Here is a 12,578-nt window from a genome sequence, read left to right as displayed (position 1 = left end):
TAGTGGACACCCGGAACGAGTAAACCGATCTGTCTACTAGCGAGGGAAGGTGGGGTTCTCCGTGAACGCCCTGCTCTCGGTCGCGTTCGTCCTGTGCTGGAGCTCGGGTTTCATCGGCGCCAAGCTCGGCGCGGGGACGGCGGACGCGACGACGCTCCTGATGTGGCGCTTCGTGCCGCTCGCGGCGGTCCTGATCGCGGTCGCGGCCGTCTCCCGCCCGGCGTGGCGCGGGCTCACCCGCCGGGAGGCGGGCCGCCAGGTCGCGGTCGGCGCCCTGTCGCAGAGCGGCTACCTGCTCAGCGTCTACTACGCCATCCAGCTCGGCGTCTCCTCCGGCACCACCGCCCTCATCGACGGCGTGCAGCCGCTGGTGGCGGGCGCGCTCGCGGGTCCCCTGCTGCGGCAGTACGTCTCCCGCCGGCAGTGGCTCGGGCTGTGGCTGGGCCTGGCCGGCGTCGCCACGGTGACGACGGCCGACGCCGCGGCGGCGGGCGCCGAGGTGGCGTGGTGGGCCTATCTCGTGCCCTTCCTCGGCATGCTGTCGCTGGTGGCGGCGACTTTCCTGGAGGGGCGCTCCCCCGCTCCGGTCGCGCCCCGGGCCGCGCTGACGATCCACTGCGTGACCAGCGCCGTCCTCTTCACCGCGCTGGCCTTCGGGTCCGGGGCCGCCGCGCCTCCCGCCGACACGTCGTTCTGGCTGGCCACGGCGTGGCTGGTGGTGCTGCCGACGTTCGGCGGCTACGGGCTGTACTGGCTGATCATGCGCCGGTCCGGGGTCACCGAGGTCAACACCCTGATGTTCCTCATGGCGCCGGTGACCGCCGTGTGGGGCGCCCTGATGTTCGGCGAGCACTTCGGTCCGCAGACGGCCGTGGGCCTGGCGGTCGGCGTCTTGGCGGTGGTCGTCGTGCGGCGCGGGGCGAAACCGGCGCCGGCCCCAGTGCCCGACCGCTCCCGCCCGTCACCCGAGGAGGAGCGGATCCCCTCCCGGTGACCGCCGTCCCCCGCTCAGAACCCGCCGCCGAAGTCCCCGCCGCCGAAGCCGCCGCCACCGCCGAAGTCCCCGCCGCCGAACCCGCCCCCGAAGTCGCCGGGGTCGAAGTCGCCGCCCGAGACGTCGCCGCCCTGGTGGCCGCCGAAGTCGCCGTAGCCGTCGCCGTACCCGGCGCCGTAGGCGGGGCCGGCCATCATGCTGCCCAGCAGGGTGCCGACCAGCAGGCCGGGCAGGATGCCGCCGCCGAAGTAGCCTCCCGCCCAGGGGCCGTACGCCGGGCCCGCGTCCCAGTAGGGGCGGCGGCCCTGGTCGGTGTCGACCTCGCGGACCATCGGGTCCAGGCCGTCGGAGAGCCGGGCCCGGTCGGCCGCGCAGACGGGCACCTCGCGGGTGGCACCGCCCGGCGGGGTCCAGGTGGCGTCGGCGACGGACGGTCCGTGCCGGGGGTCGAAGAAGCACGGCGGGCGCCGGTCGGGCAGCGGCCTGCCCTCGCGCCGGGCCGCGAGCCGCGCCAGCGAGAAGCGGCCGTCCTCCAGCGCCTGGGTGACCGCCCGCACGTCCTCGGGTTTGCGGGCGTTGCCCATGAACGTCTTGGCCTGCTCGTAGGCGTCCAGGCCGTGTTCGTAGTCCGCGCGCATCGCGTCGTCGGCGCCCGGTTCGCCGGGGTGGAAGTCCAGACGGTCCAGTTCCTCGCCGTAGGCGGTGATGTCCTCGTCGACCACCACGCGCAGCTTCTCCAGCGCCGCCCGCTGCTCCTCCTCGCGGCGCAGCCGGTTGCGCCGGGCGATCGCGTAGGCGCCCGCGCCGCCGGCCGCGACGACCGCGCCCGCGGTGATCAGGGCGCCGGTCGGCACGCCGGCGTTCCCGGAGTCCCAGGAGGAGGGCGCCGAGCCGCGCACGCTGCGCAGCGCGTCGTCGACGAAGTCGTTGAGCTGGGCCTTGGTGTCTCCCGCGCCCTGCGCGGCGGTGACCAGGTTGCCCACGCCCTGGCGGCTCAGCACGCTGCTGTCGGCGCGGGCGTCGAAGCGGTCGCCGAGGCGGACGCCGTACAGACCGGTGATGCCGGTCTCGGTGCGCAGGTTCCGGAACAGGTCGTCCGTCGGGTAGTCGGCCGGGAGGACGGCCACGAAGACCGGTTCGCCGGCGTCCTCGATCTTGTCGGCGAGGGCGTCGGCGTCCGCCTTGGAGAGCAGGTCGGAGGCGGCCGGGTCCACGTACACCGGGCTCTCCCGCAGGGCCGCCCCAATCTCGGATACGTCGGTGGCGGCCTGCGCGCCGGGCGCACCGGCCAGCAGCACCGCCAGCGCGGCGACGACCGGCGCGATCAGGAGGCGTATGAGGACACGTGCGCGAACGTCCTTCATACCTTCGAAAGTACCCGAACACACCTCAATGAGACATAAGTGCGGGCCGGGAAACCGCCGGGCGGCCCGCCTCACGCCGGCGGCGTCACCCCGGCCCGCAGCAGCCCGTAGGTGTAGGCGTCCTCCAGGGCCTGCCAGGAGGCGGCGATGACGTTCTCCCCGACGCCCACCGTGGCCCACTCCCCCGTGCCGTCGCTGGTGGAGATGAGGACCCGGGTCGTGGACTGGGTGCCGTGCACGCCCTCCAGGATGCGGACCTTGTAGTCGACCAGGTCCAGCTTGGCCAGCTCCGGGTAGAGCTTCTCCAGCGCCACGCGCAGGGACCGGTCCAGGGCGTTGACCGGACCGTTGCCCTCGGCGGTGGCGACGATGCGCTCGCCCTTGGCCCAGAGCTTGACCGTGGCCTCGTTGGCGTGGCTGCCGTCGGGGCGGTCCTCGGTGATCGCGCGCCAGGACTCGACCTCGAAGTACTTGAGCGGCCTGCCCTCGGCCTCGGCGCGCAGCAGCAGCTCGAAGCTGGCGTCGGCGGCCTCGTAGGTGTAGCCGGCCAGCTCGCGCTCCTTGACCCGCTCGACGACGCGGCCGACCAGTTCGCGGTCGCCGCCGAGGTCGACGCCGAGCTCCTTGCCCTTCAGCTCGATGGAGGCGCGGCCGGCCATGTCGGAGACCAGCATCCGCATGGTGTTGCCGACCAGCTCGGGGTCGATGTGCTGGTAGAGGTCGGGGTCGACCTTGATCGCGGAGGCGTGCAGGCCGGCCTTGTGCGCGAAGGCGGAGACGCCGACGTAGGGCTGGTGGGTGGAGGGGGTGAGGTTCACGACCTCGGCGATGGCGTGCGAGATCCGGGTCATCTCGCGCAGCCGGCCCTCGGGCAGCACCCGCTTGCCGTACTTCAGCTCCAGCGCGGCCACCACCGGGAACAGGTTGGCGTTGCCGACGCGCTCGCCGTAGCCGTTGGCCGTGCACTGGACGTGGGTCGCCCCCGCGTCGACGGCGGCCAGGGTGTTGGCGACCGCGCAGCCGGTGTCGTCCTGGGCGTGGATGCCGAGCCGGGCGCCGGTGTCGGCCAGCACCGTGGCGACCACGGCCTGGATCTGCGCCGGGAGCATGCCGCCGTTGGTGTCGCACAGGATGACGACGTCGGCGCCCGCCTCGGAGGCGGTGCGGACGACGGCCTTCGCGTACTCGGGGTTGGCGCGGTAGCCGTCGAAGAAGTGCTCGCAGTCGACGAAGACCCGGCGGCCCTCGGCCTTCAGGTGGGAGACGGTGTCGGCCACCATCGCCAGGTTCTCGTCCAGCGTGGTGCGCAGGGCCAGTTCCACGTGCCGGTCGTGGGACTTGGCGACCAGGGTGATCACCTCGGCGCCGGACTCCAGGAGCGCCCTGACCTGGTGGTCCTCCGCGGCCCGGGCGCCGGGGCGGCGGGTGGCGCCGAAGGCCACGAGCCGTGCGTGCCGGAAGTCGATCTCCTGCCGGGCGCGGGCGAAGAACTCGGTGTCCCGCGGGTTGGCGCCGGGCCAGCCGCCCTCGATGAAGCCCACGCCGAAGTCGTCCAGGTGCCGTGCGATGGCCAGCTTGTCCGCGACCGTGAGGTTGATGCCCTCGCGCTGCGCGCCGTCGCGCAGGGTGGTGTCGAAGACGTGGAACGAATCGTCGAGTTCGCTGGGTGCGGTCATGATCTGAAGGCTCCTGTATGGGATCTCGGTCTACCGGAATGACCGGTTCCACCGTCCGTCTATGATCCCTCGCGCTCTCTTCCCGGCTTGGGGTGGGCCGGGAAAAAGAAAAACCCCTCGCGGGTGCGAGAGGTCTGCGCGCGGGTCGAGGACGACGGTGTCCGCCCGTACCTGGTCGTACGTGGCGGTCACTGCGGACCGGCGCGCCTGCTGCCAATAATCATGGCGAACGAGAGCACGGGGGCAGTCTGGCACATTCCGTCCACCCGCTCACCGGGCGTCTCAGGATGCGAGCGGTGCCCTGGTCAGACGTCCGTGAGAAGGAGGCAGTCCGCCAGGAACTCCCGCGCGTGGGCGAGGACCTGCGCCCGGTCGGTCCCGCGCAGGCCGATCGCCACGTGGATGGCGAGTCCGTCCAGCAGGGCCCGCAGCCGCGCGGCGAACCGGTCGGGGTCGACGGGGCGGAACTCGCCGCGCGAGACGCCCTCGGCGAGCAGGGCGACCAGGTCGCGGTGCCAGGCGCCCTCGATCGCGGCCTGCCGGTCGCGGGCGTCGGACTCGTCGGCGGCGCCCTGCGAGCGGTTCCACACCTCCAGCCACAGCGTCCAGTGCGGGTCGCGGTGGCCGTCGGGGACGTAGAGGTCGACGTACTCCTGGAGGCGTTCGCGGGCGGTGCCGGGCCGGGTGAGCAGCCGGCCGCGCTCGACGCCGAGGCGGCCCTCGCTCCACTCCAGGGTGCGCAGCAGCAGTTCGTCCTTGGAGCGGAAGTAGTAGAGGAGGTGGCCGCTGCTCATGCCGACCTCACGGCCGAGGGCGGCCATGGTCAGCTTCTCCAGGCCGCGCTCGGCGATCATCTCCATGGCGGCGGCGAGCACGTCCTCGCGCGGCGGCGCCTGTCTGCGCCCACCACCGGCCATGTCCCGCTCCTAGGTCGTCTGGATCCTCGGCTGCTGCTGCGTGATGCAGTGGATGCCCCCGCCCCCCGCGAAGATCGTACGCGCGTCCACCAGGGTCACCGTCCGCCGCGGGTGCAGGCGGCGGAGGATGCCGGCCGCGATCTCGTCGCGCGGGTCGTCGAAGGCGCACAGGACGACGCCGCCGTTGCAGAGGTAGTGGTTGATGTAGGAGTAGTCGGCCCAGTGGCCGTCGGCCTCCAGGACGGTCGGGGCGGGCACCTCGACGACCTCCAGGCGGCGGCCCCGGGCGTCGGTGGCGGCGCGCAGGACGCCGATGGCCTCCTTGGTCACCTCGTGGTCGGGGTGGGCCGGGTCGGGCTGGTGGTGGGCGACGACGACGCCCGGCGCGGCGAAGGCGGCGACGATGTCGACGTGGCCGAGGGTGCCGAAGCCGTTCGGCGGGTAGTCGCCGCTGAGTCCGCGGGGCAGCCAGATCGCCTTGCTGGTGCCGAGGTGCGCGTGGATCTCGGCCTCGACCCGCTCCCTGGTCCAGCCGGGGTTGCGTTCGGGCCCGAGCTGCACGGTCTCGGTGAGCAGCACGGTGCCCTCGCCGTCGACGTGGATGCCGCCGCCCTCGTTGACGAGCGGCGACGCGTACGTCCGAGCGCCGGCGAGGTCGGCGACGTGCGCGCCGATCTTCGCGTCGTGCTCCCAGCGGGCCCACTCCTGGGCGCCCCAGCCGTTGAAGGTCCAGTCGACGGCCGCGAGTCCGTCGGGGCCGGTGAGGAAGGTGGGACCGATGTCCCGCATCCAGGCGTCGTCCAGCTCCCGCTCGACGGTGTCGATGCCCTCGCCCAGCAGCGCGCGGGCCTCGGCGGACCGGCCCGGGCCGCACACGACCGTCACCGGTTCGAAGCGGCGGACGGCGCGGGCCACGCCGGCCCAGGCGATGTGCGCGGCGGCCAGGTCGCCGGGGTCCTCGAAGGTGGGGTTGGGGCCCGGCCAGGCCATCCAGGTGCGCTCGTGCGGGGTCCACTCGGCGGGCATGCGGAAGCCGTCGGCGGCAGGGGTCATGGCGGGTACCTTCACGGGGCGTCGAGGCGGGTTCACAGGAAGTAGAGGCGGTTGAGGGAGACGGAGTCGGCCGGTTCGGAGCGCAGCGGGTCGCCGTCCAGGGTGACCAGGCCGGTTCGCCGGTCGACGTCGACCTGCCCGGTACGGGAGTTCAGGCGCAGGTCGGCCGGGCCGATGCCGCGGGTGCCGCGCACGGCGACCCGGCGGCGGCGGGTGGGCATCGTGTCGTGGCCCTGGTCCACGGCGGCCTGGGCGACGAAGGCGACGGAGATCTCGGCGGGCGTGGCGCCGTGCGCGCCGAACTGCGGGCCGAGGACGAGGGGTTCGCAGGTGTCGGTGGCCGCGTTCGGGTCGCCGACCACGCCGTACGCCGGGAAGCCCGACTTGAGGACGAGCTGGGGCTTGGCGCCGAAGTACTCCGGGCGCCACAGCACGATGTCGGCCAGCTTGCCGACCTCGATGGAGCCGACCTCGTGGGCGAGTCCGTGGGCGATGGCGGGGTTGACGGTCAGCTTCGCCATGTAGCGCAGCACGCGCTCGTTGTCGTTGTCGTCGTCGGGGGCGCCGAACTCGGCCTTCATCTTGCCGGCCATCGCGAAGGTCCGGCGGACCGTCTCGCCGGCCCGGCCCATGCCCTGCGCGTCGGAGGAGGTGATGCCGATGGCGCCCAGGTCGTGCAGCACGTCCTCGGCACCCATGGTCCCCTCGCGGATGCGGTCGCGGGCCATGGCGGCGTCGCCCGGCAGCTCGGTCTTGAGGTCGTGGACGGAGACGATCATGCCGTAGTGCTCGGCCACCGCGTCCCGGCCGAACGGCAGGGTGGGGTTGGTGGAGGAGCCGATCACGTTGGGGACGCCGGCCATCTTCAGCACGTTGGGGACGTGTCCGCCGCCGCAGCCCTCGATGTGGAAGGCGTGGATGGTGCGGCCCTCCAGGACGCGGAGGGTGTCCTCGACGGAGAGGCACTCGTTCAGGCCGTCGCTGTGCAGGGCGACCTGGACGTCGTGCTCCTCGGCGACGCGCAGGGCGGTGTCCAGGGCGCGGGTGTGGGCGCCCATGTCCTCGTGCACCTTGAAGCCGGACGCGCCGCCCTCGGCCAGGGCCTCGATCAGGGGCGCCTCGTGGGACGACGAACCGCGGCCCAGGAAGCCGATGTTGACCGGCCAGGCGTCGAAGGCGGAGAACGCGTGCTTCAGCGCCCAGGGCGAGTTGACGCCGACGCCCCAGACCGGCCCGAACTCCTGGCCGATGATCGTGGTCACGCCGGAGGCGAGCGAGGCCTCCATGATCCGCGGGGAGAGCAGGTGGACATGGGTGTCGACGGCTCCGGCGGTGGCGATCAGGCCCTCGCCGGAGACGATGGAGGTGCCCGTGCCGACGACGACGTCGACGCCGTCGAGGGTGTCCGGGTTCCCGGCCCGGCCGATGGCGTGGATGCGGCCCTCGCGGATGCCGATCGACACCTTGCGGATGCCCTGCACGGCGTCGATCACCACGACGTTGCTGATGACGACGTCGCAGGTCTCGCGCACCGCGGCGGCCTTGAGGTGGAGCCCGTCGCGCGCGGTCTTGCCGAACCCGGCGAGGAACTCGTCGCCCTGGAGCTGGGCGTCGGACTCGACGCGGATCACCAGACCCGAGTCGCCGAGGCGCACCCGGTCGCCGGCCCGGGGGCCGTGGGTGGCGGCGTAGGCGTAGGGGTCGATGTGGATCGACTCGCTGATCTCGCGTCCCTTGGAGCGGCTCATCGCGCGCCTCCTTCCGGTGATCCGTCTGCTACGGGGGGCACGCCCAGGTATCCGCAGGCCGCCGCCCGCCGCAGGGCCTCCTCCTTGGCGCCCGGCGCGTCCAGCGGCCCGTCGACCAGTCCGGCGAACCCGATGGCGATCCGCCGCCCGCCGATGGGCACCAGGCCGACCTCGGCGCTCTCGCCGGGTCCGAAGCGGACCGAGGATCCGGCGGGGACCGCCAGACGCATGCCGTAGGCCCGCTCGCGGTCGAAGTCCAGGCGCGGGTTGGCCTCGAAGAAGTGGAAGTGGGAGGTCACGGAGACCGGCACGGTCGCCGTGTTGGTCACCGGCAGCCGGAGCGCGGCCTCGGGCTCGGCGTGGTCGGGCCCCGGCAGCAGGGCTCCCGGGCCGGCCGGGCCCAGTCCCCCGCCGCCGATCGGGTCGGAGACGACCGCGAGCCGGGAGCCGTCGTCGAAGACGGCCTCCACGTGCACCTCGGTGACCACGTCGGCGACGCCGGGCAGCACGTCGTCCGGGCCGAGCACGGACCGGGCCCGCTCCAGCGCCTCGGCGAGACGCGCGCCGTCGCGGGCGGCCTCGCACACGGTGTCGGCGATCAGCGCGGTCGCCTCCGGCACGTTCAGCCGGAGTCCGCGGTCCCGGCGGGCCCGGGCCAGCTGGGCCGCCCCGAAGAGCAGCAGCCGGTCACGTTCCGTGGGGGTCAGTCTCACGACGCGGCACCTCCTTGCCATCCAGACTTTAGAGCACCACTCTAAGCACAGCATTCCTCGAACGGAACCATTGACGGACAGCGCGGCCAGACGTCACATTGAACGTCGCTCTAACCCTCAGGCGGCCGTCGAAGGAGACCAGCCATGCCGATCGAACAGCGCGGAGTCGACACCATCCCCGAGGAGGAACGCACCAGTGGGCCCAGGGACCTCGTCTCGATCCTGCTGGGCTCCAACCTCTGCCTCGGTGTGATCGTCTTCGGCTGGCTCCCGCCGTCCTTCGGCCTGGGCTGGTGGGCCTCGGTGAGCGCGGTGCTGGCGGGCACGATCGTCGGCACGCTGTTCACGGCACCCCTCGCGCTGGTCTCGCTGCGCACCGGCACCAACCTGTCCACGTCGTCCGGCGCCCAGTTCGGGGTGCGCGGACGGCTGGTGGGCTCGGTGGTCGGACTGCTGCTGGCCCTCGGCTACACGGCGCTGACCGTGTGGATCGGCGGCGACGTGATGATGGGCGTCCTCGGCCGCCTCTTCGGACTCCCGCAGGGCGGGGCCGCGTACGCCGTGGTCTACGGGCTGCTCGCCGCGGCGACGGTCGCGGGCGCGGTCTACGGCTACCGGGTGCTGCTCGCCATGTCGAAGGTGCTGGCCTACGCCATGACCGCCCTGCTGGTCCTCGGCGTGATCGCCTACGCCCCCGACTTCACCACGGCCGCGCTCCCCGAGGCCGGCGGCTACCTGCTGGGCGGCTTCTGGCCGACCTGGCTGCTCGGTGCCGTGGCCGCGGGACTGTCCGGGCCGATCGCCTTCATCACGCTGCTCGGCGACTACACCCGCTACATCTCGCCGGCCCGCTTCTCCTCGCGCCGGGTGCTGCACGCCACGTGGCTCGGGCTGATGCTGGGGCTGCTCGTGCCGCAGCTCTTCGGCACCTTCACGGCGTACGCCGCCCGCGCCGCGCTCGACTACGCGGGGCCGCTGGTCGACGCCGCGCCCACCTGGTACCTGGTCCCGCTGCTGCTCGCCGCCTCGGCCGGGTCGGTGGGCAACGCGGGCCTGATGCTCTACTCCATGGGCCTGGACCTGGACGCCATCCTGCCGCGCGCCTCCCGCGCCCGCGCCACCTGTACCGTCGCCGTCGTCGCGACGGCCTGTGTGTTCGCCGGGCACTACGCCTGGGACGCGCAGTCGGCGATGACGTCCTTCGTGCTGCTGCTCACCGCGATCGGCACGCCCTGGGCCGTCATCACGATGATCGGCGCGGCCCGCTGCGGCGGGGTCTACGACGCCGACGCGCTCCAGGTCTTCAACCGCCGCGCACGGGGCGGGATCTACTGGTACCGCTCCGGCTGGAACGTCCCCGCGACGGCCGCCTGGGCGATCGGCGCCGCGGTCGGCCTCCTGGCGGTGTCCCTGCCGTCGTACGAGGGCCCGCTGCTCTCCCTGACCGGCGGGGTGGACTGCAGCTTCCTGCTGTCGGGGCTGGTGGGCGGGGTGGTGTACGTGATCGCGGCGCCGGGCGCCGTCGTGCCCGCAGCGAGCGGGACGGAGCTGGCGACGGCTGCCTCTTCCCCGACGGAGTCGGGTGGTGGACGGGCCTAGGCCCGGGTGCCGGGGGCGGAGCCCCCGGCAGGGTCCGCCCCCGTGCGGGGCGCCTCAGGCCAGCCGGTGCATCCAGCCGTGCTTGTCCTCGGCCTTGCCCCGCTGGATGTCCAGCAGCGCCGTACGCAGTCGCTGCGTCACCTCACCGGGTTCGCCCCCGCTCTGCTGCCACTCGGCACCGGCCCGCTTCACCGTGCCGACCGGCGTGATCACCGCGGCGGTGCCGCAGGCGAAGACCTCGGTGAGGGTGCCGTTCTCCGAGTCGCGCTGCCACTGCTCGACCGAGACCCGGCCCTCCTCCGCCTCGTAACCGAGGTCACGGGCGACGGTGAGCAGGGAGTCGCGGGTGACGCCCTCCAGGATGGAACCGGTGAGGGACGGCGTGACGATCTTGTCGCCGTACACGAAGTACAGGTTCATGCCGCCCAGCTCCTCGACCCACTGGTGCTCGACCGCGTCGAGGTAGCAGACCTGGTCGCAGCCCTTGGCCGCCGCCTCGGCCTGGGCGAGCAGCGACGCCGCGTAGTTGCCGCCGGTCTTGGCGTCGCCCATGCCGCCGGGGACGGCGCGGACGCGGTCCTCGGAGACCCAGATGGAGACCGGCTTCACGCCGCCGGGGAAGTAGGCGCCGGCCGGGGAGGCGATGACCAGGAAGAGGTACTCGCCGGCCGGCTTGACGCCCAGCCCGACCTCGGTGGCGATCATGAAGGGGCGCAGGTAGAGGGACTCCTCGCCGCCGTGCGCCGGGACCCAGTCCTGGTCCTGGCGCACCAGCGCGTCGCACGCCTCGATGAAGGTCTCCACCGGCAGCTCGGGCATGCCGAGGCGGCGGGAGGAGGCCTGGAAGCGGCGGCCGTTCTTCTCCGGCCGGAAGGTGGCGACGCTTCCGTCGGGCCCGCGGTAGGCCTTCAGTCCCTCGAAGATCTCCTGCGCGTAGTGCAGGACCATGGTGGCCGGGTCGAGGGAGAGCGGGGCGTACGGGACGAGCTGACCGTCGTGCCAGCCGCGGCCCTCGGTCCACTTGATCGTCACCATGTGGTCGGTGAAGTGGCGGCCGAACCCGGGGTTGGCCAGAATCGCCTGCCGCTCCGCGTCGGAGAGCGGGTTGGCGGAGGGCTTGAGCTCGATCGTGGGCGTCGTCATGGGTTGTTGTCCTTCACCGGTTTGATTGTGACGGGCCGCTGTCACGCCCGTACGGCCGGTGGCCGGTGCTAGGACGTCCGAGCATTCCCTCATGTCGCGGCTTCGCGTTCGATTATCGCGCGCGGCCGGCGACGGATGAAACGGGGTGAATGCGGCCCAGGGTCTGATGGTCGCACCTGGCGGACGCAGGAGAAAGCCGCCGGGTGCCTTGTTTCGCGGACCCGGCGGCTTCGAAAGGTTGGACTTCGAGTGTCGCCGGATCAGCCGGCTACTCGGGCGGCGAGCGCGTCGCCGATCTCGGAGGTGCTGCGCGCGGGCAGGCCGCCGCGCTCCCCGAGGTCGGCGGAGACGGCCTCCTCGATGCGGGCCGCCTCGCCCTCGTACCCGAGGTGGCGCAGGAGCAGGGCGACGGACAGGACCGTGGCGGTCGGGTCGGCCTTGCCCTGGCCGGCGATGTCGGGCGCGGAGCCGTGGACCGGCTCGAACATCGAGGGGAAGTCGCCGGACGGGTTGACGTTCCCGCTGGCGGCGACGCCGATGCCGCCGGAGACGGCCGCGGCGAGGTCGGTGATGATGTCGCCGAAGAGGTTGTCGGTGACGATCACGTCGAAGCGCGCCGGGTCGGTGACCAGGTAGATGGTCGCGGCGTCGACGTGGATGTAGTCGGTGGTGACCTCGGGGTACTCGGCGGCGACCCGGTTGAAGACGTCCGTCCACAGGTGGCCCGCGAAGGTCAGCACGTTGTTCTTGTGGACCAGCGTGAGCTTCTTGCGGGGGCGGGCCTGGGCGCGGGCGAAGGCGTCGCGGACGACGCGCTCGACGCCGTAGGCCGTGTTGACGGAGACCTCGGTGGCGACCTCGTGCTCGGTGCCCTTGCGGATGGTGCCGCCGTTGCCCGTGTAGGGGCCTTCGGTGCCCTCGCGGACGACGACGAAGTCGATCTCCGGCTGGCCGGCGAGCGGGGTGGCCACGCCCGGCAGCAGCTTGGACGGCCGCAGGTTGACGTGGTGGTCGAAGGCGAAGCGGAGCTTGAGCAGGAAGCCGCGCTCCAGCACGCCGGACGGCACCGAGGGGTCGCCGATCGCGCCGAGCAGGATGGCGTCGTGCGCCTTGAGGGCGTCGAGGTCGGCGTCGGTGAGGGTCTCACCGGTGGCGTGGTAGCGCCGGGCGCCGAAGTCGAAGTCCCTGGTCTCCAGCTTCACATCCTGCGGGAGGACGGCGGAGAGGACCTTCAGGCCTTCGGCCACGACCTCCTGGCCGATGCCGTCACCGGGGATCACTGCGAGATTGAGGCTGCGAGAACTTGCCGACATGTGCGGCACCCTACTCCTCGTCCCACGGGATGACACGAGGCGTCCGGCATACGGACGC

General features: G+C 72.8%; 10 protein-coding genes. 2 read left to right on the top strand and 8 right to left on the bottom strand.

The features are described from left to right. The first annotated feature begins 61 nt into the window (after positions 1–61). The gene (locus tag IE108_RS24150) at positions 62–994 is read left to right on the top strand and encodes a DMT family transporter (RefSeq protein WP_064731979.1); all 933 of its coding nucleotides are present in this window, start codon (positions 62–64) and stop codon (positions 992–994) included. Positions 995–1,008: 14 nt separating this feature from the next. Here IE108_RS24150 and IE108_RS24145 read toward each other — a convergent pair whose 3' ends face one another. The 6 genes from IE108_RS24145 to ureA form a co-directional block, all read right to left on the bottom strand. Further along, positions 1,009–2,358, bottom strand: coding sequence for a hypothetical protein (locus tag IE108_RS24145; protein ID WP_064729991.1), 1,350 nt, complete (start codon positions 2,356–2,358; stop codon positions 1,009–1,011). Between the two features lie 71 nt (positions 2,359–2,429). Then, complete coding sequence (gene cimA, locus IE108_RS24140; protein WP_064729990.1) at positions 2,430–4,034, bottom strand: citramalate synthase; 1,605 nt, start codon at positions 4,032–4,034, stop codon at positions 2,430–2,432. 305 nt (positions 4,035–4,339) lie between these two features. Beyond that, positions 4,340–4,951, bottom strand: coding sequence for a TetR/AcrR family transcriptional regulator (locus IE108_RS24135; RefSeq protein WP_064729989.1), 612 nt, complete (start codon positions 4,949–4,951; stop codon positions 4,340–4,342). Between the two features lie 9 nt (positions 4,952–4,960). Continuing rightward, positions 4,961–6,004, bottom strand: a complete 1,044-nt coding sequence (locus tag IE108_RS24130; RefSeq protein ID WP_064729988.1) for an agmatine deiminase family protein — start codon at positions 6,002–6,004, stop codon at positions 4,961–4,963. 32 nt (positions 6,005–6,036) lie between these two features. Continuing rightward, the gene (locus IE108_RS24125; protein WP_064729987.1) at positions 6,037–7,752 is read right to left on the bottom strand and encodes an urease subunit alpha; all 1,716 of its coding nucleotides are present in this window, start codon (positions 7,750–7,752) and stop codon (positions 6,037–6,039) included. Continuing rightward, positions 7,749–8,465, bottom strand: coding sequence for an urease subunit gamma (ureA, locus tag IE108_RS24120; RefSeq protein ID WP_064729986.1), 717 nt, complete (start codon positions 8,463–8,465; stop codon positions 7,749–7,751). The genes IE108_RS24125 and ureA overlap by 4 nt, the downstream gene beginning before the upstream one ends. Positions 8,466–8,609: 144 nt before the next feature. Between ureA and IE108_RS24115 the strand changes: the two genes are divergently transcribed. Beyond that, entirely contained in the window at positions 8,610–10,064 is a 1,455-nt protein-coding gene (locus IE108_RS24115) for a cytosine permease (protein ID WP_064729985.1), read from the top strand. Between the two features lie 54 nt (positions 10,065–10,118). Here IE108_RS24115 and IE108_RS24110 read toward each other — a convergent pair whose 3' ends face one another. Both IE108_RS24110 and IE108_RS24105 read right to left on the bottom strand, forming a co-directional pair. Continuing rightward, complete coding sequence (locus IE108_RS24110; protein ID WP_064729984.1) at positions 10,119–11,207, bottom strand: branched-chain amino acid aminotransferase; 1,089 nt, start codon at positions 11,205–11,207, stop codon at positions 10,119–10,121. A 260-nt stretch (positions 11,208–11,467) separates the two neighbouring features. Further along, positions 11,468–12,520, bottom strand: coding sequence for a 3-isopropylmalate dehydrogenase (locus tag IE108_RS24105; protein WP_064729983.1), 1,053 nt, complete (start codon positions 12,518–12,520; stop codon positions 11,468–11,470). Positions 12,521–12,578: the final 58 nt, after the last annotated feature.

This window comes from Streptomyces parvulus, assembly GCF_014648855.1.
In the GTDB taxonomy this organism is placed as follows: Bacteria; Actinomycetota; Actinomycetes; order Streptomycetales; family Streptomycetaceae; genus Streptomyces; species Streptomyces parvulus.
Note: the sequence above shows the minus strand (reverse complement) of the source record. Positions and strands in the feature narration are given on the sequence as shown.

Coding starts and splice junctions, on each gene's coding strand:
- cimA (WP_064729990.1), bottom strand. CDS start 4,034: ATGACCGCACCCAGCGAACTCGACGATTCGTTCCACGTCTTCGACACC.
- IE108_RS24145 (WP_064729991.1), bottom strand. CDS start 2,358: ATGAAGGACGTTCGCGCACGTGTCCTCATACGCCTCCTGATCGCGCCG.
- IE108_RS24110 (WP_064729984.1), bottom strand. CDS start 11,207: ATGACGACGCCCACGATCGAGCTCAAGCCCTCCGCCAACCCGCTCTCC.
- IE108_RS24115 (WP_064729985.1), top strand. CDS start 8,610: ATGCCGATCGAACAGCGCGGAGTCGACACCATCCCCGAGGAGGAACGC.
- IE108_RS24130 (WP_064729988.1), bottom strand. CDS start 6,004: ATGACCCCTGCCGCCGACGGCTTCCGCATGCCCGCCGAGTGGACCCCG.
- IE108_RS24125 (WP_064729987.1), bottom strand. CDS start 7,752: ATGAGCCGCTCCAAGGGACGCGAGATCAGCGAGTCGATCCACATCGAC.
- IE108_RS24135 (WP_064729989.1), bottom strand. CDS start 4,951: ATGGCCGGTGGTGGGCGCAGACAGGCGCCGCCGCGCGAGGACGTGCTC.
- IE108_RS24105 (WP_064729983.1), bottom strand. CDS start 12,520: ATGTCGGCAAGTTCTCGCAGCCTCAATCTCGCAGTGATCCCCGGTGAC.